The organism is Leifsonia xyli subsp. cynodontis DSM 46306, assembly GCF_000470775.1.
In the GTDB taxonomy this organism is placed as follows: Bacteria; Actinomycetota; Actinomycetes; order Actinomycetales; family Microbacteriaceae; genus Leifsonia; species Leifsonia cynodontis.
Map to the genome: position 1 here is coordinate 904,206 of NC_022438.1, position 25,347 is coordinate 929,552.

Below are 25,347 nucleotides of genomic sequence, written 5' to 3' on the forward strand. Positions count from 1 at the left end.
CATAGGGCCACGAGTCAGGGCGGATTCTAGTGGTCGTTGCAACACGACGATTAGCTGGTAGGTAGTTTAGCGAGGCGCTGGGCTGGGGTTTCCCAGCCGAGCGTTTTGCGTGGGCGGGTGTTGAGTTCGTGTGCGACTCGGGCAAGGTCCGCGGGCGAGTGCTGTGAGAGGTCGGTGCCCTTCGGGAAGTACTGCCTCAGCAACCCGTTCGTGTTCTCGTTAGAACCGCGCTGCCAGGGCGAGGCTGGGTCGCAGAAGTAGACGTCCATGTCGGTGGCGATCGTGAACGTCTTGTGGGCGGCCATCTCCGCACCCTGGTCCCAGGTCAGCGACTTCTTCAGTTCGGCCGGCAGGCCGCTCATCGTCCGAATGAGGCCATCGCGGACGGTCTCGGCAGCGTGGTCGGTCGGGAGGTGGACGAGCATCACGAACCTGGTGGTTCGCTCGACGAGGGTGCCGATCGCGCTGGCGTGGTCAGCGCCGATGATGAGATCGCCTTCCCAATGCCCTGGAACAGCACGATCAGCGACCTCAGCGGGGCGCTCGGAGATCATGAGCATCGGGTCGACGAACCGCGAACGACGTGCGTTGGTTCCCCGGTTCGGTCGGCGACGTGCGCGCCCGGTACGCAGCGCTGTCGCGAGATCACGGCGCAGCTGGCCGCGTCCTTGGAGATAGAGCGTCTGGTAGATCGTCTCGGTCGCCACTCGCATCCCAACGTCGTCCGGGAACTGACGGATCAGGGCTCGAGTGATCTGCTCGGGAGACCACCGCAACGCCAGCTTCGACTCAACGAAAGCACGCAACCGCAGCTCTGTCACCAGTCTTCGCGGCTTTGGCCGTGGGCGACGCTTCGCCGAGTAGCGATGTGCTGCGAAGGGGTGATAGATCCCGGTCGAGGACCGGTTCCGGGAGATTTCCCGACTGATCGTGGATGGCGACCGCCGCAGCTGGGCGGCGATGCTCCGCAGTGACAACCCATCGCGGAGGAGATCCCGGATCTGCTCACGTTCCTCCAGCGAAAGGAACCGCGGATCGAGCTTCCTCTCCAGCTGAAAGATCGCCGCCGGCGAGATTGTCTCGGTGCCGTCAAGAAACGTCGTCATACCTGTTTTGTAATCGACGACCCGACCATCTGGGTAATAGCGGCGATGAGCGGTCTTCCGGACACCGTTATCCCAATCCCGTGCCGTGCGGATGTTCACCCCGACGGCAGCCGCTGCTTCGCGACGCGAGATGCCATCGCGTCGCAACTGGAAGTAGCGTTCCTTTCCTGGATGCGGACCAGTCCCGGTTTTCCCCTGGCTGCGCAGGCCGGCCTTCCATACCCACGTCCCGCAGGTCGCCGGGTTGAACCCCAACTCACGCGCCGCGATCGTGATGCTCCCACACGCCTCGAACAACGCGAAGAACGCGTCCTTATCAGCCTGCGTGAAACAGCGTCGATCCCTCGAATAGCTCCTTAAACGGGCCACGGTCGTTACAACTCCCAGAAAGTCCAGGTGTTGCAACGACCGTTAGAACCCAAGCAGTCTCGGGGCCCTATGGTCCGGTCGTGGTAGCGCAGCCGTGATGCGCGGCGGCGGGTGTCAGGCGAAGAAGCCGAGCGGTTTCGGGTCGTGGTTGTCGAGGACGTTCTTGACTTCTTGGTAGTTGTGCAGGGTCTGCTGGTCGGTCTCTCGGCCGTACCCGGATTGCTTGTATCCTCCGAACCCTGCGCCGGCGGGGTACTGGTGGTAGGTGTTGACCCAGACGCGTCCGGCTTTGATGTCCTGGCTGGCCGCGAAGGTGGTGTCGCCGTCTCGGCTCCACACGGCGGAGCCGAGCCCGTAGATGGTGTCGTTGGCGATCCGGATCGCGTCGGCGTAGTCGGTGAAGGTGGCGACGGTGACCACGGGCCCGAAGATCTCCTCCTGGAACACCCGCATGTCGTTTCGTCCTTTGAAGACGGTGGGCTGGATGTAGTACCCGCCGGACAGGTCGCCAGGCAGTTCGAGCGGGGCGCCGCCGGCGAGGACTTCGCACCCCTCGCGCGGTCCCAGGTCGAGGTAGGCGGAGATCTTGTCGAGCTGGTCTCTGCTGTTCTGGGGTCCCATCTCGGTGCGGGTGTCGAGCGGGTCACCGACGGTGATCCGGTTGACGCGTGCGATCGCGTCGTCGAGGAACCCGGCCGCCGCGAGTCCGTCCTGGATGAGTGCGCGGGACGGGCAGGAGCAGATCTCTCCCTTGTTGAGGGCGAACAGGGTGAACCCTTCGATCGCTTTGCGGTAGAAGTCGTCCTTCTGGTCGGCGACGTCGTCGAAGAACAGATTCGGGGACTTCCCGCCGAGTTCCATGGTGGAGGGGATGATGTTCTTGATCGCGTACTGCATAATCTGCCGCCCGGTGGCGGTGGATCCGGTGAAGGCGACCTTGCCGATCCCGTCATGTTCGACGAGGGGCTGTCCGAGCGCGGATCCGCTCCCGTTGATGACGTTGACCGTTCCGGCCGGGAGTATGTCTTGGATGAGTTCCATGACCCGGATGATGGAGATCGGGGTGGCGCTGGCGGGCTTGAGGACGACGGTGTTGCCGGCGGCGAGGGCGGGGGCGAGCTTCCACGCGGCCATCAGGATGGGGAAGTTCCAGGGGATGATCTGCGCCACCACGCCGATCGGCTCGTAGTAGTGGTACGAGACGAGGTCTTTCGAGATGGCGCTGATGCTGCCTTCTTGGGCGCGGATCGCGGCGGCGAAGTAGCGGAAGTGGTCGATCGCCAAGGGGATGTCGGCGGCGAGGGTCTCCCGAACCGGTTTGCCGTTCTCCCACGACTCCAGCACCGCGAGCGCCTCGAGGTGTTCCTGGAGCCGGTCGGCGACGCGGATCAGTACAGCGGCGCGGCCGCTCATCGGCGTGGCGGCCCACGCGGGGAAGGCGAGCTGGGCGGCGGCGACGGCGAGGTCGATGTCTTCGACGGTCGAGGAGGGGTACTCGGCGAACGGGTCTGCGGTGGCGGGGGCGATGTCGTGCCCGTAGCCGCCTTTGACGGGGGCGACCCAGTCGCCGCCGATGAAGTTCTCGTACCGGGTCTTCACCGGCACCAGGCTCCCTGTGACGCCGGGGCGGGTGTAGATGGTGCCGCCGGGGACGAGGGTGCGGGTGCGGTCGATCGCGGTCAGTTGTCCAGTGCTGGTGTCAGCGGCGATGGTCATAAGGGTGTCCTTCCTTTGGTGTCGCTGCTGTTCAGGCGGCGACGTATTGTTTGACGGCGGCGGTGATGTCGGCGAGTGCCTGTTTCGCGTCGGCGAACAGCATCCCAGTCTTGGGGTCGGTGAACAGGTCGTTGGGGATACCGGCGTAGCCGGGGCTCATAGAGCGTTTGATCACGACGACGGCTTTGGCGTGGTCGACGTCGAGGATCGGCATCCCGGAGACGGGGTTGCCGGGGCGGCGGGGTTGGTGACGTCGTTCGCGCCGACGACGAGGGCGACATCGCAGGTGGGGAACGCGGTGTTGGCCTGCTCGAGCTGCAACAGCTGGTCGTAGGGCACGTTCGCTTCGGCGAGCAGCACGTTCATATGCTCGGGCATGCGTCCCGCGACGGGGTGGATGGCGTACTTCACGTCGATGCCGTGTCCGGTAAGGAGGGTGGCGCGAGGTCGGCGAGCTCGCGCTGGGCGTGGGCGGCGGCGAGCCCGTAGCCGGGGACGATCATGACGTGCTGCGCGTAGGCGAGCTGGATGGCGACGTCGTCCGCGTCGACGGTGCGCACGTTCGCCGCCGCCGCTCCGGGTGCCCCTGGGGCGGCGGTGTATCCGGTGCCGAACCCGCCGGCGAGGATGCTGAGCACGGAACGGTTCATCGCCTTCGCCATCTGCAGGGTCAGGATGGTGCCGGCAGCCCCCACGAGGCCTCCGGCGATGATCATGGCCTGGTTGCCGATCACGAACCCGGCCATCGCCACCGCGAGGCCGGTGAACGCGTTGAGCAGCGACACACCACCGGGGCGTCGGCGCCGCCGATGGGCAGCACCATCAGCACCCCGAACGCGAGCGCGGCGACCAGCAGCGCCAGCAGCAGCCACGGGTTTCGGGGCAGGACGACCGTCAGCACGCCGGCGGCGAGTGCGACGATCACGACGAGGGCGCTGACAGCTCTTGCGCCGGGGAACTGGACGGGTCGTCCGGGGATGATGCCCTGCAGCTTCCCCGCGGCGATCAGCGACCCGGAGAGGGTGACCGCGCCGATCAGCACGTCCAGCACGATCGGGATCGACGCGACCAACGGGACGACGGCGCCGGAGGTGCGGTGCAGGAAGTCGGCGAACGCGACCGCGGCGGCCGCGCCGCCGACGGCGTTGAACACGCTGATCAGCTGCGGGATGTCGGTCATCTTCACGGTGCGGGCGCGGACGGCCCCGAACACTCCGCCGGCGGCCAGGCCGATCCCGAGCGCGATCCAGCCGATCCCGTCCGCGCTGCCCTCGATGAGCACGGCGATGAGGGTGACGGCGACCGCTGCGGCCATGCCGCAGGCGGAGATCAGGTTCCCGCGGCGGGCTGTCGCCGGGGTGCGCATCAGATGCAGCCTGATCACGAAGCAGGTGGCCGCGGCGAGATAGACGAGACCCGTGACCCAGGCCAGGACGGTCATGGCGACGCCGTCCCTGCAGGCAGGGTGGTGCGGTCAGGTGGCTGGTGGAACATCCGCAGCATCCGGTCGGTGACCACGTATCCGCCGACGACGTTCGCGGCGGCCAGGGCCGCGGCGATCCCCGTGAGCAGGTACCCGGCCGGGCTGTCGGCGAACGCGGTGATCACGATCGCACCGGCCACGACCACCCCGTGGATCGCGTTCGCCCCGGACATCATCGGGGTGTGCAGGGTGGAGGGGATCTTGCCGATCACCTCGTACCCGACCAGCAGGGCGAGCACGAAGATCGCCAGATCCGTGAACAGCGTCTCGGTCACGCCACACCTGCCTTCTTGGATGCATCGATTGGGATTGCGGGAGGAAGCCCCTGGGCTGCGCGCACCGCTGCGCTGGTGAGCTCACCGCCCCGGCACACCACGACCGCGGCGTGTACCTCGTCGGCGGGGTCGATGCGGATCGTGTCGTCGATGATGAGCGTGCCCAGCAGGGCCAGGACGTTGCGTGCATACATCTGCGACGCGGAGGTCGGCAGGTCGGCGGCGAGGTCGCCGCCGATGATCGTCACCCCGCCGGGCGTGATGATGCGTTTCCCGTCGAGGGCGCCGGCGACGTTGCCCCCGTGGTCGCCGGCGGCCAGGTCCACACACACCGACCCGGGCGTGAGCCGGGAGAGCGTGTCGACCGACACGAGCTCCGGTGGGGTGCGGCCGGGAACCTTCGCGGTGGTGATGATCACGTCGAACCGGGTCAGATGCCCGGCGAGCTCGGCCTGCTGCTGCCGGAGTTCGTCGGCTGTCATCACCCGCGCATACCCGCCCTCCCCGGCGCCCTGCGCGACTGTGGAGGTGAGGAACGTGGCTCCGACCGACTCGACCTCGCCGCGGGAGGCGGGGCGGACGTCATACCCGGTGACGACGGCGCCGAGCCGACGGGCGGTGCTCAGCGCCTCGAGCCCGGCGACGCCGGCGCCGATGACGATCACGCTGGCGGGGCGGGCGGTGCCGGCGGCGGTGATCATCATCGGGAAGAACCGGCCGGATGCCTCCGCGGCGACGACCGCGGCCCCGTATCCGGCGGCGGTGGACTGCGAGGTCAGCGCGTCCATGGACTGGGCGCGGCTGAGAGTGCGCGGCAGCAGGTCGAACGCGACCGCGACGACACCTTTCGTGGCGAGCGCGGCCATCCGCTGGGGATGATCCAGCGGGCCGAGCAACCCCAGCAGCAGCTGCCCGCCTCGCATCGCGCCGATCGTCGCGTCATCGGGGCACCTGACCACCGCGAGCACGCCGGATCGGGCGATGACATCCGCACGGGAGATCACCGTGGCTCCCGCCGCAGAGTATCCCGTGTCGGGGAACCCTGCTCTAGGTGTGCTGCTCAGGGACGTTGGTTGAGGTGTGACGCGATAGATGGGTGAGGACCTCCCGGTCGAGAGTGGGGCTGTCTAGTTTCCCTGCACTCGATGACTTAGGAGGTCCTCGTGACCCACGCTAATGCTGCTTTGACTCCTCGCGAATGCCTCCGCCTGGCCCGCCAAGTCGTCGACGACGGCTGGTCCGTTGCTGCGGCGGCGACCTACTTCCGAGTGTCCTGACGCACCGCGGACCGATGGGCTCGTCGTTACGTGGAGATGGGCGAGGCGGGAATGCTGGACCGTTCGTCACGGCCGCATCACAGCCCGAACAAGACCCCGCGAAGACTGGTCCGCAAGGTCGTGCATCTGCGGTGGAAGAAGCGGCTGGGACCAGTCGGTATCGGCGCCCAGCTCGGCATGCCCGCCTCGACCGTTCACACGGTCCTCTCCCGGTGCCGGATCAATCGGCCCAGCCACGTCGACGTCCGCACCGGCGAACCCGCCCGCCGCTACGAGCACGAGCATCCCGGATCGATGATCCACGTCGACATCAAGAAACTCGGCAACATCCCCGACGGTGGCGGCTGGCGCTACGTCGGACGTCTCCAGGGAGAGCGGAACAAGGCCATCACCGCGAAGCGGACCGGGAAACACGGGATCACCGGCGACATGATCACCGGCACAGCGTTCGTTCATACCGTCATCGACGATCACTCCCGTGTCGCTTACGCCGAGATCCACGACGACGAAACCGCCGCCACTGCAATCGCTGTTCTGCGTCGAGCGGTCGGCTGGTTCGCCAGCCGTGGCGTCACCGTCGAACAGGTGCTCTCCGACAACGGCTCCGCATACCGCTCATACGCCTGGCGCGACGCTTGCGCCGAGCTCAGCATCCAACCGAAACGCACCCGGCCCTACCATCCGCAGACGAACGGCAAGATCGAACGCTTCCACCGCACCCTCGCCGACGGCTGGGCATACGCCCGGCACTACAACTCCGAATCAGCCCGCCGCAACGCACTCCCGGCCTGGCTGCACTCCTACAATCACCACAGGCCCCACACCGCCATCGGCAGCCAGCCACCCATCAGCAGATTGACCAACGTCCCTGGGCAACACACCTAACCCCCGCGCCGGCCTCCACGAGCACCGGGCGGGCCCGGGTCAGACGGGCCACCGCGTCCGGATCCAAGGACACCCGCCGTTCTTCAGGCCCGGTCTCTGCGAGCACGCCCACCGTCACGGTCATCCGCTGGCTCCGGGATGACGACTGGGAGCAGTCGTTGCAGGTTCGGCATGCGCTCAGTGTTCGCTGCCGGGACCGGGCTCGTAGGGTCTTAGGTCACACCAGCCCGGTGGGACCTAAGACCCTGACCTGCCCACGGCGACGGGTGAGAGTCGGATCGTGATGGGTGGTCCGCGTGCCCCATCCCTGCCGTTCTCACGCGGCTGTCGAAGGAGTCACCATGAAGGCCGCTGTCGTCACCTCGTTCACCGCCCCACTGGAGATCCAGCAACGAGACATCCCGGAACCGGGGACAGGGGAGGTCCTGATCCGGTTGGAGACATGTGGACTGTGCCACACCGACATCCATGCTGCCCGCGGGGACTGGCCGGTCAAGCCGCTCCCGCCGTTCGTGCCCGGCCATGAGGGCGTGGGGGTCATCGAGAAGATCGGTGAGGGCGTCACGGATCGCACTGTCGGGGAGCGGGTCGCGATCCCATGGCTGGGATATGCGTGCGGAGAATGCCGCTACTGCATCGACGGGCGTGAGACGCTGTGCGAGAAGCAGCAGAACAGCGGATACTCCGTCGATGGCGCGTTCGCCGAGTACGCCACAGCATCCGCCCGGTTCGTGGTCCCCGTCCCGGACGGGATCTCCTCTGTGGACGCCGCTCCGCTGACCTGCGCCGGGGTGACCACCTACAAGGCGTTGAAGGTTGCTCGCATCGTTCCCACCGAACGGGTGGCGGTATTCGGCATCGGAGGCCTCGGGCATCTCGCTGTCCAGTACGGAAGGATCATGGGTGGCTCGGTGATCGCCATCGACGTCGAGGACGCGAAACTCGATCTGGCCCGTGAATTGGGTGCCGAGTACGGCGTGAACGCGGCGAAGGGCGACCTGGTCGCCGCGATCCGGGACCTCGGGGGTGCCGACATCGCTGTCGTGCTCGCGGCATCCCGGCGCGTGTTCGAGCAAGCGTTCTCATCGCTCAGTCGCGGCGGCCGGCTGATCTGCGTGGCCCTGCCCGCCGACGAGCAGATGTGTGTGTCCATCTTCGACACCGTCCTCAAGGGCATCTCGATCATCGGCTCGATCGTGGGCACCCGCCAGGACCTCGCCGAAGTGTTCGCGCTGCACGCCGCGGGGCGCACGAGGATCATTGCGGAGCCCCGCCAGCTCGAACAGGTCAACGACGCCATCACCGAGGTCCTCTCCGGCAAGGTCCTCGCCCGCCTCGTCTTCGAGTACTGAGATCGTCTCCGGCCGGTCGCCGGATGCGGCCCGCAGGGGACGTGGGAGGCGCTGTGACCCGGGACAGACCAGCTGCCAGCGCAGGGGCACCGTCTACGCAGCGTGGAGAACTGCTGTGGATCCTCGTGCTGGTCCTCACCTGCGCGTTCCAGTTCTTCCGGGGCGCGCCGTTCGACGGCCGCGCTGCTCCTGCTGGCCCTGCTGCCGGCCGTCGACGTCGACACACCGGTGACTCTTTCTCGCCGTGGCATCATCGCGGCGATCGCTGCGGCCGCTGCTGCCGTGCTGATCATGCTGCCCAGCCACACCCCGGAGATGGCCACCGCGATCGCTGCGGTCGGTGTCGTGGTGCTCCCTGCGGCGTGGGGTGCGCGCCGCAACCGGCGACCGGAGGAGCCCGGACACGTACTGCACCGCACGGGGTGGGTGTGGGCGGTGCTGGCGGTGCTCGCATGTGTGTGGGAGTTGACCTCGTACATGCTCGGTCAGTGGACGGCTGCGGGTGAGGCGGGCCACCCCACGATCTCCGCTCTGGTCGAACCGTTGCTGTCCACCGAGCCGTCGCGGGTCCTGCTTGTGACCGGGTGGGTCGCTGCCGGGGCGATGCTCGTCGCCCATGGCGGGAGCCGGTGATGATCCGTACCGTGACGATCAGTGTCTACATTCTCCTGCTGGGCGCCGCGGTGCTGCTCACGATCGTCCCGCACCGCCGCCCCGAGTCCTTCTCCCCGGTGGGCTCGCTGCTGGGCGAGGTGCTGTCCGACCGGTTCGCGCGGGTCACGCTGATGGTGTTCTGGTGGTGGCTGGGGTGGCATTTCCTGGTCGCCTGATCTCCACCGCCCCGGGGGCTCGGGACGCAGGATGTCCGATCAGACGGTTAGGCTACGTGGATGATGGGGCGTCGTGGGGGGATCGGTTCGGCTTGCCGGAGCACCTCGCGGGTGACGGTGGCGACTTCGCCGGAGCCGAACAGGAGGTATTTGAGCATGTTGGAGACCGGGCCGCCCTCTGTCCATTCGAAGTAGGCGTTCGGCACCACGCCGGTCAGGTCGCTGATCTGCAGCAGCACCGCCGCGAGGGTGTTGGGCACGTTCGCACTGGTGACGGTCAGCACCCGGTATCCGTGTGTGTGTGTGTGGGTCCCGTGCATGAGCAGTTCCTCTTCGAACTCGGACGAGTCGGTGCCGCGCACTTCCAGGAACAGGATCCTCGACGAGCGGGGGGATGTGGCTATCGCGGCGTTCCGCGGTGCTCTTGGCACGATACTCCTCCTTCCCGCCGGCGCCGGGTTCGTGGGCGATGATCAGGATCTGTCCGCGGCCGGCGTCGTCGCGTAGGAATCCTTCTGCAGTGTCGTCGAAGGTGATCCTCGTCGCGCGGATCTGGAAGGACCGGGAGACGAAGGAGATGACCAGGATGCCGAGGATGAACAGCCCGGCGATGCGGATGCCGTCGGGTCGTTCGATCACGTTCAGCACCGTGGTGTACACGAACACGATGGTGATTACGGCGAATCCGACTGTTGCTGCCCGGTGACGGTGCCGGGCCGCGGAGATCGTCACGGCCACCGCGGCGGAGGTGATGAGCACGAGCACCCCGGTCGCATACGCGCCGCCCTGCGCGTCCACGTCCGCGTCGAACACGATCGTGATGAGGAACGCGATGGCGGTGAACACGAGCACGAGCGGGCGGACCGCGCGCGCCCACTGCGGGGCCATGCCGTAGCGGGGCAGGTAGCGTGGCACCAGGTTCAGCAGCCCGGCCATCGCGGAGGCTCCGGCGAACCAGAGGATGAGGATCGTGCTGATGTCATACACGGTCCCGAACCCGTTACCGAGGTACGCGTGCGCGAGGTATGCCAGTGCGCGCCCGTTTGCGTGCCCGCCGGGCTGGAACTCTTCCTGGGGGATCAGCAGGGTGGTGACCAGGCTGGAGGTGAGCAGGAAACCGCTCATGACCACCGCGGTCACCGTCAGCAGCCGGGTGGTCCCGCGGATTCGCCCGGCGGGGTGCTCGGGAGTGCCCGTGGGGTCGCCGGAGATCTGTGGCATCACGGCGACTCCGGTCTCGAACCCGGACAGCCCGAGCGCGAGCTTGGGGAACACGGTCAGCGCGATCCCGACCATCACCAGCGGGCTGCTGTGCTGGGCGGTTAGCGCACCCCACCAGTCGGTGACCACCACGGGCTGCTTGCGATGTGCGCGAGGGAGACGACGATGACGACCAGGTTCAGGGTGAGGTAGACCCCGACGAGGACGACGGCGATGCCGATCGCTTCCCGGAACCCTTTGAGGAACACCCCGGCGAGCAACGCGATCAGCAGCAGAGTGAGCGGCACCTGGCTGCCTTCGAGCCAGTCGGGAGTGAACGGGTTCTTGATGGCGTGCGCGGCTGCGTCGGCGGCGGACAGCGTGATGGTGAACATGAAGTCGGTGGCCGCGAACCCCAGCAGCATCAGCACGAAGATCTTCCCCGCCCACCACGGCAGCAGGTGCTCGAGCATCGCGATCGACCCCCACCCGGTGAAGCTCTCCCGCGCGACCCGCCGGTACACGGGGAGCGCGCCGGCGAGGGTGAGCAGCACCAGCACGACGGTCGCCAGCGGAGACAGCAACCGTGCCGCGAGGGCCGCGATCGCCGGCTGATAGCCGAGGGTGGAGAAGTAGTCCACCCCGCTGAGGCACATCACCCGCCACCACGGGTGCGTCCGGGGCGGGACCACGACATGCGGGCCCGGATGGGTTCCCCTGCCGTCGACGAGCCCGTCCAGCAGCCAGCGGCGCAGCCCGTTCACACGCGCCCCCGCGACTGGCGGCAGCACTTTCCCCGTGATGTCGGTGCTCGTCACGTGATCCCTGTTCGTCATTCCGCTCCTGGCGTTGGTGTCCACGGAACCGTACGGTGGGCATCGCGCAACAACGAGGCCCAAGGTCCCTGGACATCGCGGCCCCTGGACGGTTCATCGATGGGTGCGACCGATACCCGTCTCGGGCGGCCGCTCCGGGGTGGGCATGCACGGTCCAGGACTTTGTGCCCTATATGCCGCAGCCGACGTGGACGAATCTGTGGTCATGGCCGCCATCCGCATCGCCGTCCGCGCCGAGCGACAGACAATGCCGAGTGAGTTTTCACCCTGTTTTTGCTGTTTGAATCTTGACCCCTCTGGGTGACTATGTCAAGGCTGGCGGGGACCGGGTTGTCGAAGTTAGTTGGCCCCAGCGAGTGCGGTGTTGCGGGTGTGTTGGAGGCGGTAGGAGGTGGTGCCGGTCTCGATGATGGCAGCGCAGAGCCTGGGGTCGGTGAAGGTGTCCGTCCATCCCGAGAATGACTGGTTGGATGCGATCGCGACGGAGTTCTTCTCTTCGCGTTCGGTGAGGACTTGGAAGAGGAGCTCGGCGCCGCGTCGGTCGAGTTCCATGTAGCCGAGCTCGTCGATGCAGAGCAGATCGACGCGGCCGTAGCGAGCGATCGTGCGGGCCAACTGCTTCTCATCTGCTGCTTCGACGAGTTCGTTCACGAGCTTGGTCGCGAGGGTGTATTTGACTCGGTAGCCCTTCTCGGCTGCGGCGGTGCCGAGGCCGATGAGGAGGTGGCTCTTGCCGGTGCCGGAGTCCCCGATGAGGCAGAGCGGGTCGCCGCGTCTGACCCAGTCGCCGGTGGCGAGCGTGTGGATGGTCGCCGCGTTGATGTTCGGGTTGGTGTCGAAGTCGAAGTCGCCGAGCCATTTCTGACGTGGGAAGCCGGCGGAGGCGACGCGGCGGACGGTGGAGCGGCGGTCGCGGTCGTCGCACTCGGCCAACAGCACTTCGGCGAGGAAGCCTTGGTAGGACAGCTGCTCGTGCTCGGCGACCCGGATCGCTTCGTCCATCACGGCGCGAATGGTCGGTAGTCGCAGGCGTCTGCAGGCTTGGTCGACGGCGGCCGCGGCGGCTTCCTGGGTCATCCCGCGTTGCCGGCGGAGGGTGGTGGTGATGTTCGTGGTGGTTGGGCTCATGTGTCGGTGGTTCCTTCTCTCTCATCGGTGGTGGGGTCGGTGAAGACGGGGCGGCGCTGGAGGAGTTCGTCGTATTGGGTGACGGTCGGGAGCGGGCGTTTGTCCTGTGGCAGGCCGGCGATGACAGCCTGCGGATCCCGGAGCCGGCGCTGGGTGAGACTGACAACTCGTCGCTCGCGATCGGGGCGTTGTTCAACGGGCTGTCGGTGTTGGATGGCCCCACCTGCGTACAGTCGTGCTTCAACCGCGACGACGTCAGCGGAGATGGCCCCGACCGAGAGTGCCGCGCGGATCCCGGCGATCACGTCGGCTGCGCGCATGCTGCGATGGAGCAGGAGCACGTCGACGAGCTCTCTGGTGCCGGCCGTGTCGCCATTGACTTTCCTTGCCTCCTGCCAGAACGCTTCATGGGCGGCGGTGAAGGTTCCCGCCTCCCGGGCGCGTGCAAGTGCTGTCGAGCCGGGGAACGCGCCGGGCTTGTGCCGGAGGACCTCGAGGTAGTGATCCAGCTGGATCGACTCGCCTCCGCGGGCGACCACGCGTTCGTGCCGGGCGACTTCAACGCGCCCGTCGAAGACGACGACCTCGGAAGCGCGGAGAGACGCGGACTTCACGGCCGATGAGCCGGGCAGGGACAGAGTATTTCGCCATCCGGACCGTGATCAGCCCGGACCGGTCGACCCGAGGATGCAGCACCAGTCCCGGATCAAATCGCTCCGCCGGCAGCGGCCGAAGGAGCGGGCGTTCTGTAGCGAAGTCGTCCTCGACCTTGGTTCGGCGCTGCGCGATCCGGCGCTGCTCGTCACGGGCATCCCAGCGGCGGATCATCGCGTTCAGTTGCGCGAGGGAGTCGACTTCGGGCATGGGTGAGAGCCACGTGCGGCGGAACCGGCCGACCTCGCCCTCAACGCCGCCCTTCTCGTGCGCACCGTCAATGCCGGGCTGGCAGTAGAACGCGTCGAATCCGTAGTGGGAACGGAACAGGACCCAACGGTCATTCTCGACCCGTTTGCGGTCCTTGCCGTTGACCACGGACTTCACCGCGGCGGCCAAGTTGTCGTATTTGATGTGAAGGGTCGGCATCCCGCCAATCTCCTCGAACGCGTCGATGTGGCCTTCCAGGAACGCCTCTTGCGACTGCGTCGAGTAGACCCGGTGAATCGCCTTCCCCGAGTACGAGAGCCGAAAAGTGAACATGTGGCACTTGGTCTTCACCCCGGCCAGGATCACCCAGACCTCACCGAAATCGTCCCGGGTGCTGGCCACGCCCCTCGCGGTCGCGGCAGCGCGCGCCAAGCGCGTCTCCGGCGTCGAGGTCTGGCATCTGGTGAACCACTCCGCACTGCGGCCCGGCCGCGGGCAGGGACGAGTGTTCCGGATGGCTCTCTGGCCGGACCTCGCCCGCGCGGTCACCGCCGGCGTCGACGTCCGCCTGCGGGCGTCGCACTGGCGTGTCCACGGGCTCTACCTGCGTGAACTCCACGAGCTGGGCCTCACGTTGCAGCGCGCCGGCGCCGCCGAGGACCGCGGCGGCGAGCACGTGCTCGCCGTCTGGATCAGGCAGGCCGAAGCTGCCCTCCAGCGCCTCGAACCCCATCACGATCGCATCGGGAAACCCCCGCACCATCTCTGACCGCAGAAACGCGGCACGGGATGCGGCATCACCCGTGTCGAACACCGACAGGACCGGGCCGGGTGTCCCAGAAACATGCCCGTTCGTTTGATGAACGCGAGAGCGGTCGTGGGCGGCGGGAACTTGCTCACTTCATGGTCGGTCATCGCCCGCTCCCCTGGGCGGCGGGCTCGCGTCCTGCGTCCGCGGGTTGGGCGAGGGCACGGCGGACGGAGGCCGAGCTGACCTGCAACTTCTTAGCGATCGTGTCCCACGTCGCGGGCGGGGTCTGGGCGCGCATCTGACGTGCGACCTCGACTCGCTCGGCGGTCATGACCGTGGGTCGGCCGCCGATGCGGCCCTGGCTGCGCGCGTACTCCAGACCGAGCCGTGTGTTCTCCCGGATCGTGTCTACGCGCAGCTGCGCGAACACCGCGACGATCCCGTACAGCGCGCGCCCCATCGGGCTCGTGGTGTCGATCGTGGGCTCCGTCAGGCTCTTGATATCGACGCTCTTGGCCTCCAGCTCGCGCAGCGTCTCGATGAGCACGCTCTCGCTGCCGGCGAGCCTGTCGAGGCGGTGAACGAGAAGCACGTCACCGGGGCGCATGTAGTCCATGCAGGCAAGCCACTGGGGACGGTTCTTGATCCGGCTCGATTCGCCGTGGTCGACGAACACACGCTCGGCGCCGGCCGCGCGCAACTCCGCCTCTTGCGCCTCAGGGTTCTGCTCCCGCTTGGACACTCGCGCGTACCCGACAACGGTCATGACAGGCCCCTCCTCTGCTCCGTGCTGCGCCCCTCTGGCGGCCGCGGTCGCGATGCAGCGGCATCGCCCGTGGGCGGGCGCATGATGCCCTCCGGGTCCTGCCCGAAGGCGCGGCGCTGCATCTCGATGAACGAACGCATCTGTTGTCCTCGCGGGCTCTGCTCGAACGTCAGCCCCGTCATCGTCTCTCGGTGCTCCGAGCGGTCCTGCGCGGCGTAGCTCTGCACGCGATCGCGCAGGTAGTCGACCAGGGGCCGCTCCGAGCTGGCGACCGCCTGCAGTCGGACGGTGCGCAGCTCGTCGACGTCGACGCGCTCCCAGTCGATGCGGTAGCCGGCGGCGGCCGCGAGCTGGGTGATGAAAGCGCTCTGGCTTCGGGTGTTGCCGTCTCTCATCGGGTGCAGCGCCGTCAGCTCGCCCCAGTGGTACGCGAGCCGGTCGACGAACTGGTCATGCGGCATCCCGCGCAGGTAGTTGTCCCGTCGTAGCGCGTCGTCGATCGCGCGTGCCTGGGCGGGGATGAACTCGGGCCGGCTGTACGGGATGCCGGTCCCCATCGCCTGCGCGTCGACGTCGCGCAGTTGGCCGGCGAAGGGGTAAATCTCGTCGAACAGGCGACGGTGGATCGCCTGGAGCTGCGCGACGTCGAAACGTGTCGGCAGCGGCTCGCGGGACATGGCCGCCCACCGTACGGATGCGACGGCGTTGAGGGCCTGATCGAGCTTGGCCGCGTCGCGGATGTTGTAGTGGTTGACCAGCACTCCCCCGGAGCCGGGGTAGGTGTACTTGTCGTCGACGCTCACGCCTCGCGGAATGCCTCACGGATCTCGCGCATGGCGACCTCTTCGGAGATCTCGCCGGTGAGGACGCGGCGAGCTCGCTCGAGCGCAGCGACGTCCGGGAAGTGGCCGGCGAGCTGGTGGCTCTTCTCGATTTCGGCCATGACGTTCTCCACGTCGATCGGCCGATCGAGGCCTGGCACTATGACCGTCTGACGCTCGGTGCGCGAAATGCTCATTGGGGCCTCCCTCATCGACTCCCATTCTACCGCGTTTGCTCAAAAACCTCCATCGTGGGTTTTGAGCAAAACAGTGTTTCGGCAGGGATTTTGAGCATCATCGCAGCCGCAGGATTCCGCGGCTCTCCACGGTCGGTCGTGCGCTGTTCAGAAACGACCGTTTTCGGCAACCGATGGGGCGCCGCAAAGTAACTGCGCGACACGCCGAGCATCAATCCGCCGAAACCCCCTGCCGAAACCAGATCGCGCCGAAAGGGCGGCGGTAGCGTTTTTGGCATGGCACACGAAGTCGGATACGCGCGAGTCTCCAAGCGCGAACAGAACCCAGAGGCGCAAGAAGCCGAGTTGCGCGCCGCGGGATGCGAGCGCGTGTTTGTCGATCGCGGAGAGTCCAGCAGGATCATGGACAGGCCACAGTGGCTTGCCTGTCTCGACTACCTTCGGCCGGGAGACACCCTCAAGGTTCGCCGCCTCGACAGGCTCGCAGGAAGTGAACGCATCCTGATCGACACGCTCCAGGATCTCGACGCGCGGCAGGTGAACATTGTCAGCCTTACCGAGCCGATGATCGACACAACTACCCCGATGGGCCGTGCCCTTTTCGGCATCGTTGCCGTCTTCGCCCAGTTGCGCGTCGACACCATCCGCGAGAACACTCAACGCGGTCTCGACTATGCCCGCAGCCAGGGCCGCGTCGGCGGCCGCCCGAGCGTGATGACGCCCGAAAGGATAGCGACCGCCGAACGCATGCGAGCCGAACAGCACAGCTGGGAGAGCATCGGACGCATACTCGGCGTCGGAGCCTCCAGCGTTCGTCGAGCGTTGGCTAGCTGTGTTTCTCAGGGACGTTGGTCAATCTGCTGATGGGTGGCTGGCTGCCGATGGCGGTGTGGGGCCTGTGGTGATTGTAGGAGTGCAGCCAGGCCGGGAGTGCGTTGCGGCGGGCTGATTCGGAGTTGTAGTGCCGGGCGTATGCCCAGCCGTCGGCGAGGGTGCGGTGGAAGCGTTCGATCTTGCCGTTCGTCTGCGGATGGTAGGGCCGGGTGCGTTTCGGTTGGATGCTGAGCTCGGCGCAAGCGTCGCGCCAGGCGTATGAGCGGTATGCGGAGCCGTTGTCGGAGAGCACCTGTTCGACGGTGACGCCACGGCTGGCGAACCAGCCGACCGCTCGACGCAGAACAGCGATTGCAGTGGCGGCGGTTTCGTCGTCGTGGATCTCGGCGTAAGCGACACGGGAGTGATCGTCGATGACGGTATGAACGAACGCTGTGCCGGTGATCATGTCGCCGGTGATCCCGTGTTTCCCGGTCCGCTTCGCGGTGATGGCCTTGTTCCGCTCTCCCTGGAGACGTCCGACGTAGCGCCAGCCGCCACCGTCGGGGATGTTGCCGAGTTTCTTGATGTCGACGTGGATCATCGATCCGGGATGCTCGTGCTCGTAGCGGCGGGCGGGTTCGCCGGTGCGGACGTCGACGTGGCTGGGCCGATTGATCCGGCACCGGGAGAGGACCGTGTGAACGGTCGAGGCGGGCATGCCGAGCTGGGCGCCGATACCGACTGGTCCCAGCCGCTTCTTCCACCGCAGATGCACGACCTTGCGGACCAGTCTTCGCGGGGTCTTGTTCGGGCTGTGATGCGGCCGTGACGAACGGTCCAGCATTCCCGCCTCGCCCATCTCCACGTAACGACGAGCCCATCGGTCCGCGGTGCGTCAGGACACTCGGAAGTAGGTCGCCGCCGCAGCAACGGACCAGCCGTCGTCGACGACTTGGCGGGCCAGGCGGAGGCATTCGCGAGGAGTCAAAGCAGCATTAGCGTGGGTCACGAGGACCTCCTAAGTCATCGAGTGCAGGGAAACTAGACAGCCCCACTCTCGACCGGGAGGTCCTCACCCATCTATCGCGTCACACCTCAACCAACGTCCCTGAGCAGCACACCTAGGGCCGCTCCGCCGTGCCCCGTGCCGCCTTCACCGTCTCCCACGCCGCCAGCGCCGCGCGCCGGGTCTCTGCGAGGTCGACCAGCGGCTCCGGATAGTCCGTCGTGTCCCACTCCGGCGCCCAGCGTCGCACGTAGTCGCCGTGCGGGTCGAACTTCTCTCGCTGTAGCTCGGGGTTGAACACTCGGAAGTAGGGCGCCGCGTCCGCACCCGACCCGGCCACCCACTGCCAGTTGAACGGATTGCTCGCGGGGTCGGCGTCGACCAGGGTGTCCCAGAACCACTGTTCGCCCAGCCGCCAGTCGATCAGCAGGTTCTTCGTCAGAAAGGACGCTGTGACCATGCGCACGCGGTTGTGCATGACGCCGGTTCTCCACAGTTCGCGCATCCCGGCGTCCACGAGCGGGACGCCGGTGCGACCCTGTTGCCAGGCCCTCAGCGCGCTCGGGTGGAGCCGGGGCCACGGAAAGGAATCGTATTCACGGTGGATGTTGACTGTCGTCAGCGCCGGGTGCTCGAAATACGTGTGATATGCGAACTCGCGCCAGCCGAGCTCGCTCAGGAAGGTCTCCGCCCCCTCCGCCGTCGACCGGTCGCGCGCCGCCGCCGTCGCGTGCCAGATCTGGAAGGGGCTGAGCTCGCCCCAGCGCAGGCGCGGCGAGAGCCGCGAGGTGGCCGCGATGCCGGGCACGTCGCGTTCGGCCCGGTAGCGGGCAAGACCCTCGCCGAGGAAGGCCGACAGTTCGCGGTGCGCCGCGCGCTCGCCCGGCTCCCATGTCTCGCGCAGACCGTCCGCCCAGTCCGGGTGCGTCGGCAGCAGTCCGAGCTCGTTCGGCTTCAGCGACGGCAGGCGCGGGCCGGGCCGGAGCGTCCGCAGCGCCGGCAGCGGCCTCCGCGGCTCCGGTGTCGCCAGGCAAGCCCGCCAGAACGGCGTGTAGACGGAGAACGCCTTCCCCGATCCGGTCCGCACCGTCCAGGGCTCGAAGAGCAGATTCGCGCCGAAGCTGTTCGCCACGAGCCCGGCGTCCCGCGCGGCGGACTTCACACGCTCGTCCACCCGTCGCTCGCCCTCGCCATAGCGCCGGTTCCAGAAGACAGCCCCGGCATCCACCTCGGCCAGCACCCCGGCCAGCACCCCTTCGGCCGGTCCGCTTCGGATCGTCAGGGCGGAGCCGGCGCGGCCGATGGACTCCCCGAGCGAGGTCAGCGAGTGGTGCAGCCACCACCGTGCTGCTCCGCCGGGGGAACGAAGGCCGGGAGAGTCCTTGTCCCAGACGTACAGGCAGACCACCGGCCGCCCCGACTCCCCCGCGGCGCACAGGGCCGGGTTGTCTGCCAGGCGCAGATCGTCGCGGAACCAGACGACGGCGGGACGGTCGTCGGCCCGCTCGGCGGCAGGGGTGGCGTTCCTCCCCTCCGCGTCTTTTCCGGCGCTCATGATCCGGCTCCGTGCTCGACCCCGGCGCTCTGCGCTGCTCCGGTGCCGTCCGCGGTGCTGCTGGCCAGGCTGGAGCTGCCTCCGAGCGCGACGTTAGCCGTGCTCACAGTGTTGGTCTTCCCCACGTCGTTCGTCCTGTTCACAGGTCGAGGGTGTCGCCGGGCTCGAGCGGGAAGAACTCGCCGCCGTTCTGCTTCGTCGCCCAGCCGATCCGCGCGTTCGCAAGGTCTTTGCCTGTTTGGGAGAGCACCATCTCGTGAGTCGGGAAGCTCCGTCTGGGTTTCACCGCGAGCACGTAGTCCATCGTCTCGGCCAGCTTCAGCCAGGGCGCGCCCGCGGGGGCCGCCAGCACATCCACCTCGACTCCCTCTGGGACGGCGAAGGAGTCGCCGCCATAGTACAACTCGTCGTTGACGAGCACACCGAGATTGTCGACCACCGGGATGCTCTCGTGGATGACCGCGTGCTTTCCGCCGAAGAACCGCAGCGTGAACGGGCCCGCGGTCACGGTGTCGCCTGCATGCGCCACCGTGACCGCGAAGTCCGTCGCCGCTGTGGCGACCCCCTCCGGCGCGAAGATCGGCGCCTCCGGATTGAGGTCGAGGATGCGGCGCAGCTGCTCGGGGGTCCAATGGTCGGCGTGCTCGTGAGTGATGACCACGGCGGCCGTGTTCGCCGTGTCGGTGAGCGGTGAGGTGAAGGAGCCCGGGTCCAGGAAGAGCTTCTTCCCCGACTCTTCGAGGAGCAGTGCGGCGTGTTCGAACTTCGTGAGTCTCATCTCTGTATCTTCCCCCTCGCCACGGTCCGGCTCTTCATCGAATCGGGGAAGACGGGTGCGGAATATACCCCTAGGGGGTATTGTTTGAAGGGATATGGACGAGACGCACACTCACGCTGCGAACGCGCACAGCGTTCAGGGCCACGCTGCTCAGGGTCGCCCTGCTCGGGGTCAGGACGCTCACACTCACGCCGCCCACGGCCACGCCGGCCACGACCCCGGCCTCTTCCGCCGTCGGTTCTGGCTCGCTCTCGTCCTCACGGTCCCGGTCCTGGTCTTCTCGCCCGGGCTGCAGGAGATCCTCGGCCTCGCCGTTCCGCGATTCCCGGGCAGCCGGTCCATCCCGGCCGTTTTCGGGGTCGCCGTCTTCCTCGTCGGCGGTCTCGTGTTCCTGCGCGGCGCGGCCGATGAGCTCCGTGCGCGGCAGCCCGGGATGATGACGCTCATCTCGCTCGCGATCGTCGTCGCACTCGGGTACAGTCTGGCGGTCACGTTCGGCCTCCCCGGGATGGACTTCTGGTGGGAGCTGGCGACGCTCATCCTGGTCATGCTGCTCGGGCACTGGATCGAGATGGCGGCGGTCAGCGGGGCGCAGGATGCGCTGGGGCGCCTGGCGACGCTGCTGCCGGACACGGCCGAGCGCCTCGCCGGTCCGCAGGGCGAACCCGTCGCCGTGCCCGTGGCGCAGTTGCGCGTCGGCGACCTTGTGCGGGCGCGAGCGTGCCGGCGGACGGGGAGATCGTGGAGGGGCGGAGCGCCCTGGACGAGTCGCTGCTGACCGGGGAGTCGAGGCCGGGGGCCGGGGGAGCAGGTGGTCGCGGGGTCGATCTCGGGCAGCGGGTCGCTCGTCGTGCGGGTCGGTAGGACCGGCGACGACACGGCCCTCGCCGGCATCATGCGGCTCGTCGCGGACGCGCAGGCGAGCAAATCGGGCACGCAGGCGCTGGCGGACCGGGCAGCTGCCTGGCTGTTCCTCCTCGCGCTCGCGGTCGCGGCTCTCACGCTGGTGGTCTGGGCGCTCCTCCGGCCGGGCGATCCGGGGTTCGTCCTGGAGCGGGTGGTGACGGTGCTCGTGATCGCGTGCCCGCACGCCCTCGGTCTCGCGATCCCGCTCGTCGCTCAGATCTCCACCGCTCTCGGCGCGCGGAGCGGGCTGCTCGTCCGCGACCGGCGCGCCCTGGAGGATGCGCGTCGCATCGATGTTGTTCTGTTCGACAAGACGGGAACGCTCACGGAGGGGCGGCTGGGGGTCGCCGCCATCGTGGCGGCGGACGGAGAGTGAGGACGCGCTGCTCGCCCTCGCGGCATCCGTCGAGGGCTCGGCCGAGCATCCCCTCGCCCGGGCGATTGTGGCCGAGGCGCGCGAGCGCGGCCTGCCGTCGACTCCGGCGACGGACTTCGAGGCCCTCGGTGGCCGCGGTGCGATCGCGACGGTCGGTGGAGCGCGGGTGGCCGTCGGCGCGCCACGCTTGCTCGCCGAGCGCGGGTGGACGGCGCCCCGGGCGGTCGAGGAGGCCGCGCGGCGGGCCGCCGCCGGCGGGCAGACGGTCGTCTATGTCCTCGGCGGCGATGGGATGCCAGGGACCGGCGGGGTTCTCGGGATGATCGCGCTCGCGGACGTCGTCCGTCCGGAGTCCGCCGAGGCTGTCCGGCTGCTGCAGGACGGCGGTGTCCGCGTCGCCATGCTCACCGGCGACGCGCGGGCCGTGGCCGAGGCCGTCGCGGCGCGGCTGGGCATCGACGAGATCTACGCGGAAGTGCTGCCGGGCGATAAGGCCGGTGCGGTCGCCCGGCTCCAGCAGCGCGGCGACCGGGTAGCGATGGTCGGCGACGGCGTGAACGATGCGCCTGCGCTCGCACAGGCGGACATCGGCATCGCGATCGGCGCCGGGACGGATGTCGCGATCGAGTCCGCCGGGATCGTCCTGGCCTCCAGCGATCCGCGCGGTGTCGCCAAGGCGATCGCGCTCTCCCGCGCGACGTACCGCAAGATGCTGCAGAACCTCGCCTGGGCGACCGGCTACAACATCCTCGCGCTGCCGCTCGCGGCCGGGGTCGCGATCGGCGCCAGCGTCGTGGTCTCCCCGGCGTTCGGCGCGGTGCTCATGTCGGTCTCCACGGTGGTGGTGGCGCTCAACGCCCAGCTGCTGCGCCGTACCCGGCTCTGAGCCCGGCCGTGTGCCATCGTCGGCGGTCGAGACGACCGTGGGGCCGGGCGCGTTGCGCGTCCTCGCCTGAGCGGGAATCGCGACGTTGCGGCGGCACTCGCGCGACACACCCGGGCGGGACGTCCCGTTTTGGCGCGGAGGAGTCCCCTGTGGCATGATTGACGAGTTGCCAATCCGGCCCCATCGTCTAGCGGCCTAGGACGTCGCCCTCTCACGGCGGTAACGCGGGTTCGAATCCCGCTGGGGTCACAACATCGGAAAAACCTCCCAGACACGCGTCCCGGGAGCTTTTTCTGTAAGCGTTGGAGAGGGAACGGTGGGCCTCCGTCTGGCCTGTCGAACCGCCGCCTCGGTCTCACCGGATCCCCTCCGCCCGGGCACGCATCCCCGATCCTCTCGCCGACGTGGCGCCCGACCGACGCGATCGCCGCGCTCTCGAAAGCGTTCGTGGCACAGAGGCGTACGATACGCCGGCGTTCCATGAGGAGATGTCCAGGAACGTCCGCCTACAGTGGCAGCATATCTGAGATTTGATATTTCAAGTCGCTGACCCTCCTTCTGACATCCAGCGTCCTGCTGGCGGGCTGCGCAAGCGCAGCTCTGACGGCGGCGCCGACGACCCCGGTCCGCCGCGACTCCGACAGTCACTCCCGTCGCTCCGCCGACCGTGGACCCGGCCGCGCCCGCGAGCCTGCACGCCGCTGCCCGGTCGGGGGACGCGGAGGCTGTCCGGGCTGCTCTCGCTGCGGGCGCGGCCATCGAGGACCGGGGCGAGGGCGGCAGAACGCCGCTGGTGGAAGCGACCAAAGGCAACCATGTCGAGGCTGCCCGGGCGCTGATCGAGGCAGGCGCCGATGTGAATGCGAAGGACGATATCCAGGACTCCGCCTACCTGTACGCCGGGGCGGAGGGCTACCTGGACATCCTGCGGATGACTCTCGCCAACGGCGCGGACGTGAACGCGAAGAACCGGTTCAACGGCACGGAGCTCATCCCGGCGTCCGAGCACGCGCACACCGAAGCGGTGCGGATGTGCTCATCGCCGCGGGCGTCGACCTCGACCACGTGAACACCCCCGGCTGGACGGCGATGCAAGAGTCGATCGTGCTGGGCAACGGCGGCGCGGGGGCGCAGGATGTCGTCCGCCAGCTGCTCGCTGCCGGCGCGAATCCCGACATCCGCGACTCCCGCGGACGCACCCCGCTCTGCAACGCCACCCGCTTGGGCTTCGGCGCCATCGCGTCCCAGCTGCGAGCCGCCGGCGCGACCGGCTACTGACCTCAGAGCCGGCAGTGCCGGCGTGTGCGGACTCGATCCCTCGTGTCTGCCGCAGGTCTGAGGCCGGTCCATGGGGCGGGCTCGGTCGTCCTTGACCTTCACAAGCCGTTGAGGCGCTCACAGGTCGGTGGGTCTGCCCCGAGTCTTGTTGACAGTCGGGGTTTGGGGTGATGAGGCCGCTTCTGTGTCCTCATAGATCATCTCAAACTCGATGGGGGTGAGTTTGCCGAGGCCGTGTTGCTGGCGTCGGTGGTTGTGGTTCGTTTCGATCCGGGTGACGATCGTGAGGCGGAGATTGGTGCGACTGTCCCCGCGCCTGGTGTTCGGGACGTTCTTCTGGAGGAGGCTGAAGAAGCTCTATGCTCGTGTTGTCGCCTGCCTCGTAGGAGCGGCCCATCGATCCGATCAGGCCGTTGTTGGTGAGCAGGTTCTGGGTGCGTTTCGCGTGGAATTGACCAGATTCAATCGATCGTCGCACCACCGGCTGTTTCGAGTAACCGTAGCTGCTTTTCGAAGGCCTCTGCGGGCGTCTTCCAGCCGAGCACTTTCCGCGGGTGATTGTTGATGGCGGTGGCAACGGCTTGAAGGTCGTCGCTGCTCCATCGAGTCAGGTCGGTGCCCTTGGGGAAGTACTGACGCAGCAGGCCGTTGGTGTTCTCGTTTGTGCCCCGCTGCCACGGTGCGTGCGGGTCGGCGAAGAACACGGGAATCCCGGTCTCGATCTTGAACGCGACGTGGGCCGAGAGTTCCTTCCCGCGATCCCAGGTCAGCGACCGGGCCAGCTGCGTCGGGAGGGTCGACATCGTGTTCGCCAGCGCGTTCTTCATCGTGATGGCGCCGTAGCCGGCCAACGCGGGACCGTTCTTCGTGGAGTGCTTATGCTGGTAGCCCTCCTCACGAGGAAGGTGGACCAGCATCGTGAACCGGGTGCTGCGATCGACGACGGTGCCGATCGCTGAGCGCTGCAGGCCGATGATCAGATCGCCCTCCCAATGTCCGGGAACGGCCCGGTCCTCGGCCTCCGCCGGACGCTCGCTGATCAAGACCTCGTTGGTGACATGGCCCCACGCCTTCTGGCTATTGCGGGCGCGCGGAACCCGCAACGCGCGACCGGTGCGCAGGCAGGTCACCAGCTCGCGTTTCAGGGCGCCGCGGCCTTCGATATAGAGCGCCTGGTAGATCGCCTCGTGGCTGATCTGCATGGACTCATCATCGGGGAACTCGACCTTGAGCCGGTTCGAGATCTGCTCGGGGCTCCATGCCTGCACCCAGCGACGGTCGCCTCGATGAGGCTTGTTGCGGCCCTTCCACACGGGCCCGTCTGGGCCAAGCCGGCGGCCGTCGGCGTCGACCACGTCGCCCGATAGCCGGGCCTGGACGTAGCCCCGCAGTCGCGGGTTCGTGACGAGCTTGGCAACCTTCGGACGGCGCGCTCGTCGCTCCGCATGCCACTGAGCCGTCGTGGCCTTGTAGTCCAGCTCGTAGGTCCGCGTGGACGCGCCACGGCGCAGTTCTCGCAAGATCGTCGACGGGTCGCGCTTCAGTCGTCGCGCGATCTCGCGGGCGCTGACCTTCTGGGCGTGCCAGATCGCGATGTCCTCACGCTCGCTGAAGGACAGGTAGCGACCTGACACCCACTCGGGAAGTCGAGAGTTCACACCGCCAGCATGGCGAAACCAGCGGAACCCGACCGGCCCGGACACGCGGGCCGCGACACAAGCCTCCTCCGTCTTGATGCCGGTCATGATTGCCACCCAGAACCGGACTCTGTCTTCGCGCCACGCGATCGTCGGCCGACCGGGCGAGGCGATCTGGCCCCGATACGCCCGCACACTCTTCTGCCTGTTCGATGACCCCATCGCTCCACCTCTCGATCAAGGTGCTGCGACG

General features: G+C 67.8%; 23 protein-coding genes, 1 tRNA gene and 6 pseudogenes. 13 read left to right on the forward strand and 17 right to left on the reverse strand.

What is annotated here, in order from left to right:
- Window positions 1–50: 50 nt before the first annotated feature.
- The 6 genes and pseudogenes from O159_RS04280 to O159_RS04310 form a co-directional block, all read right to left on the reverse strand.
- Window positions 51–1,238, reverse strand: a complete 1,188-nt coding sequence (locus O159_RS04280; RefSeq protein WP_456237220.1) for an IS30-like element ISLxc3 family transposase — start codon at window positions 1,236–1,238, stop codon at window positions 51–53.
- 351 nt (window positions 1,239–1,589) lie between these two features.
- The gene (locus O159_RS04285; RefSeq protein ID WP_021754533.1) at window positions 1,590–3,191 is read right to left on the reverse strand and encodes an aldehyde dehydrogenase family protein; all 1,602 of its coding nucleotides are present in this window, start codon (window positions 3,189–3,191) and stop codon (window positions 1,590–1,592) included.
- A gap of 31 nt (window positions 3,192–3,222) precedes the next feature.
- Window positions 3,223–3,569, reverse strand: a pseudogene (locus O159_RS16740) (NAD(P)(+) transhydrogenase (Re/Si-specific) subunit beta).
- Window positions 3,570–3,598: 29 nt separating this feature from the next.
- Window positions 3,599–4,632: pseudogene (locus tag O159_RS16485) on the reverse strand (NAD(P)(+) transhydrogenase (Re/Si-specific) subunit beta).
- A complete protein-coding gene (locus O159_RS04305; RefSeq protein WP_021754534.1) occupies window positions 4,629–4,949 on the reverse strand; it encodes an NAD(P) transhydrogenase subunit alpha in 321 nt (106 codons plus the stop codon). Before O159_RS04305 ends, O159_RS16485 begins: the two are co-directional and overlap by 4 nt.
- Window positions 4,946–6,043, reverse strand: coding sequence for a Rossmann-fold NAD(P)-binding domain-containing protein (locus O159_RS04310; RefSeq protein WP_330216842.1), 1,098 nt, complete (start codon window positions 6,041–6,043; stop codon window positions 4,946–4,948). Before O159_RS04310 ends, O159_RS04305 begins: the two co-directional genes overlap by 4 nt.
- A 69-nt stretch (window positions 6,044–6,112) precedes the next feature.
- Here O159_RS04310 and O159_RS04315 point away from each other — a divergent pair.
- The 4 genes and pseudogenes from O159_RS04315 to O159_RS04330 all read left to right on the forward strand — a co-directional run bounded on the left by O159_RS04315 (window position 6,113) and on the right by O159_RS04330 (window position 9,293).
- Window positions 6,113–7,111 (forward strand): annotated as a pseudogene (locus O159_RS04315) (IS481 family transposase).
- 341 nt (window positions 7,112–7,452) lie between these two features.
- Window positions 7,453–8,463, forward strand: a complete 1,011-nt coding sequence (gene adhP, locus O159_RS04320) for an alcohol dehydrogenase AdhP (RefSeq protein WP_021754536.1) — start codon at window positions 7,453–7,455, stop codon at window positions 8,461–8,463.
- 228 nt (window positions 8,464–8,691) lie between these two features.
- Window positions 8,692–9,096, forward strand: coding sequence for a hypothetical protein (locus O159_RS13165; RefSeq protein ID WP_144267554.1), 405 nt, complete (start codon window positions 8,692–8,694; stop codon window positions 9,094–9,096).
- A gap of 11 nt (window positions 9,097–9,107) precedes the next feature.
- The gene (locus tag O159_RS04330) at window positions 9,108–9,293 is read left to right on the forward strand and encodes a DUF6186 family protein (RefSeq protein ID WP_236609540.1); all 186 of its coding nucleotides are present in this window, start codon (window positions 9,108–9,110) and stop codon (window positions 9,291–9,293) included.
- Between the two features lie 47 nt (window positions 9,294–9,340).
- On the opposite strand, the pseudogene O159_RS04335 reads toward O159_RS04330, so the two are convergent.
- From O159_RS04335 to O159_RS14420, 3 genes and pseudogenes are all read right to left on the reverse strand, one after another.
- Window positions 9,341–11,149 (reverse strand): annotated as a pseudogene (locus O159_RS04335) (amino acid transporter).
- Between the two features lie 519 nt (window positions 11,150–11,668).
- The gene (gene istB / locus O159_RS04340) at window positions 11,669–12,457 is read right to left on the reverse strand and encodes an IS21-like element ISLxc1 family helper ATPase IstB (protein WP_021753875.1); all 789 of its coding nucleotides are present in this window, start codon (window positions 12,455–12,457) and stop codon (window positions 11,669–11,671) included.
- Window positions 12,454–13,720: pseudogene (locus O159_RS14420) on the reverse strand (IS21/IS408/IS1162 family transposase); the annotation flags it as partial. The gene istB and the pseudogene O159_RS14420, both read right to left, overlap by 4 nt.
- Between O159_RS14420 and O159_RS14930 the strand changes: the two are divergent.
- The gene (locus O159_RS14930; protein WP_021754539.1) at window positions 13,713–14,090 is read left to right on the forward strand and encodes a hypothetical protein; all 378 of its coding nucleotides are present in this window, start codon (window positions 13,713–13,715) and stop codon (window positions 14,088–14,090) included. The pseudogene O159_RS14420 and the gene O159_RS14930 overlap by 8 nt on opposite strands.
- A 142-nt stretch (window positions 14,091–14,232) precedes the next feature.
- Here the strand turns inward: O159_RS14930 and O159_RS04355 are convergent, their stop codons facing one another.
- Genes O159_RS04355 through O159_RS04365 form a run of 3 tightly spaced genes read right to left on the reverse strand, consistent with a single transcriptional unit; the run spans window position 14,233 to window position 15,781 of the window.
- Entirely contained in the window at window positions 14,233–14,838 is a 606-nt protein-coding gene (locus O159_RS04355; protein ID WP_021754540.1) for a recombinase family protein, read from the reverse strand.
- A complete protein-coding gene (locus tag O159_RS13180; protein ID WP_021754541.1) occupies window positions 14,835–15,641 on the reverse strand; it encodes a Fic/DOC family protein in 807 nt (268 codons plus the stop codon). Before O159_RS13180 ends, O159_RS04355 begins: the two co-directional genes overlap by 4 nt.
- Window positions 15,638–15,781: a hypothetical protein gene (locus O159_RS04365; RefSeq protein ID WP_236609541.1), complete on the reverse strand. Its 144-nt coding sequence runs from the start codon at window positions 15,779–15,781 to the stop codon at window positions 15,638–15,640. Before O159_RS04365 ends, O159_RS13180 begins: the two co-directional genes overlap by 4 nt.
- A 351-nt stretch (window positions 15,782–16,132) precedes the next feature.
- Here O159_RS04365 and O159_RS04370 point away from each other — a divergent pair, with 351 nt between their 5' ends.
- Complete coding sequence (locus O159_RS04370; protein ID WP_021754543.1) at window positions 16,133–16,720, forward strand: recombinase family protein; 588 nt, start codon at window positions 16,133–16,135, stop codon at window positions 16,718–16,720.
- On the opposite strand, the pseudogene O159_RS04375 reads toward O159_RS04370, so the two are convergent.
- The 4 genes and pseudogenes from O159_RS04375 to O159_RS04385 form a co-directional block, all read right to left on the reverse strand.
- Window positions 16,683–17,681 (reverse strand): annotated as a pseudogene (locus tag O159_RS04375) (IS481 family transposase). The gene O159_RS04370 and the pseudogene O159_RS04375 sit on opposite strands and share 38 nt — an antisense overlap.
- Window positions 17,682–17,793: 112 nt before the next feature.
- Window positions 17,794–19,233 (reverse strand): cryptochrome/photolyase family protein, encoded by a 1,440-nt coding sequence (locus O159_RS04380; RefSeq protein ID WP_021754544.1) that lies wholly within the window; start codon window positions 19,231–19,233, stop codon window positions 17,794–17,796.
- Window positions 19,230–19,376 (reverse strand): hypothetical protein, encoded by a 147-nt coding sequence (locus O159_RS15610; protein ID WP_236609542.1) that lies wholly within the window; start codon window positions 19,374–19,376, stop codon window positions 19,230–19,232. The genes O159_RS04380 and O159_RS15610 overlap by 4 nt, the downstream gene beginning before the upstream one ends.
- A complete protein-coding gene (locus O159_RS04385) occupies window positions 19,373–20,011 on the reverse strand; it encodes an MBL fold metallo-hydrolase (protein ID WP_021754545.1) in 639 nt (212 codons plus the stop codon). The genes O159_RS15610 and O159_RS04385 overlap by 4 nt, the downstream gene beginning before the upstream one ends.
- A 94-nt stretch (window positions 20,012–20,105) precedes the next feature.
- Here O159_RS04385 and O159_RS15615 point away from each other — a divergent pair, with 94 nt between their 5' ends.
- The 7 genes from O159_RS15615 (at window position 20,106) to O159_RS15620 (ending at window position 23,457) form a co-directional block, all read left to right on the forward strand.
- Complete coding sequence (locus O159_RS15615) at window positions 20,106–20,789, forward strand: HAD family hydrolase (RefSeq protein ID WP_021754546.1); 684 nt, start codon at window positions 20,106–20,108, stop codon at window positions 20,787–20,789.
- Entirely contained in the window at window positions 20,753–20,875 is a 123-nt protein-coding gene (locus tag O159_RS16220; protein WP_269078372.1) for a hypothetical protein, read from the forward strand. The genes O159_RS15615 and O159_RS16220 overlap by 37 nt, the downstream gene beginning before the upstream one ends.
- Window positions 20,823–21,293: an HAD-IC family P-type ATPase gene (locus O159_RS16225; protein ID WP_269078373.1), complete on the forward strand. Its 471-nt coding sequence runs from the start codon at window positions 20,823–20,825 to the stop codon at window positions 21,291–21,293. The genes O159_RS16220 and O159_RS16225 overlap by 53 nt, the downstream gene beginning before the upstream one ends.
- A gap of 67 nt (window positions 21,294–21,360) precedes the next feature.
- Window positions 21,361–22,179 carry an HAD-IC family P-type ATPase gene (locus O159_RS16230; RefSeq protein WP_269078374.1) on the forward strand — a complete coding sequence of 273 codons (819 nt, stop codon included), beginning with the start codon at window positions 21,361–21,363 and terminating at the stop codon, window positions 22,177–22,179.
- Window positions 22,180–22,355: 176 nt separating this feature from the next.
- Window positions 22,356–22,428, forward strand: a tRNA-Glu gene (locus O159_RS04395).
- A 418-nt stretch (window positions 22,429–22,846) separates the two neighbouring features.
- Window positions 22,847–23,248 (forward strand): ankyrin repeat domain-containing protein, encoded by a 402-nt coding sequence (locus O159_RS04400; protein WP_236609543.1) that lies wholly within the window; start codon window positions 22,847–22,849, stop codon window positions 23,246–23,248.
- Window positions 23,212–23,457, forward strand: coding sequence for an ankyrin repeat domain-containing protein (locus O159_RS15620; RefSeq protein ID WP_236609544.1), 246 nt, complete (start codon window positions 23,212–23,214; stop codon window positions 23,455–23,457). Before O159_RS04400 ends, O159_RS15620 begins: the two co-directional genes overlap by 37 nt.
- A gap of 461 nt (window positions 23,458–23,918) precedes the next feature.
- Here O159_RS15620 and O159_RS04405 read toward each other — a convergent pair whose 3' ends face one another.
- A complete protein-coding gene (locus O159_RS04405) occupies window positions 23,919–25,316 on the reverse strand; it encodes an IS30 family transposase (RefSeq protein ID WP_043993507.1) in 1,398 nt (465 codons plus the stop codon).
- Window positions 25,317–25,347: the final 31 nt, after the last annotated feature.

Bases quoted from the DNA above. Each gene is read 5' to 3' on its own strand.
- O159_RS04385 (WP_021754545.1), bottom strand. From the start codon at position 20,011: ATGAGACTCACGAAGTTCGAACACGCCGCACTGCTCCTCGAAGAGTCG.
- O159_RS04370 (WP_021754543.1), top strand. From the start codon at position 16,133: ATGGCACACGAAGTCGGATACGCGCGAGTCTCCAAGCGCGAACAGAAC.
- O159_RS04355 (WP_021754540.1), bottom strand. From the start codon at position 14,838: ATGACCGTTGTCGGGTACGCGCGAGTGTCCAAGCGGGAGCAGAACCCT.
- adhP (WP_021754536.1), top strand. From the start codon at position 7,453: ATGAAGGCCGCTGTCGTCACCTCGTTCACCGCCCCACTGGAGATCCAG.
- O159_RS04285 (WP_021754533.1), bottom strand. From the start codon at position 3,191: ATGACCATCGCCGCTGACACCAGCACTGGACAACTGACCGCGATCGAC.
- O159_RS04380 (WP_021754544.1), bottom strand. From the start codon at position 19,233: ATGAGCGCCGGAAAAGACGCGGAGGGGAGGAACGCCACCCCTGCCGCC.
- O159_RS04365 (WP_236609541.1), bottom strand. From the start codon at position 15,781: ATGGCCGAAATCGAGAAGAGCCACCAGCTCGCCGGCCACTTCCCGGAC.
- O159_RS15615 (WP_021754546.1), top strand. From the start codon at position 20,106: ATGGACGAGACGCACACTCACGCTGCGAACGCGCACAGCGTTCAGGGC.
- istB (WP_021753875.1), bottom strand. From the start codon at position 12,457: ATGAGCCCAACCACCACGAACATCACCACCACCCTCCGCCGGCAACGC.
- O159_RS04405 (WP_043993507.1), bottom strand. From the start codon at position 25,316: ATGGGGTCATCGAACAGGCAGAAGAGTGTGCGGGCGTATCGGGGCCAG.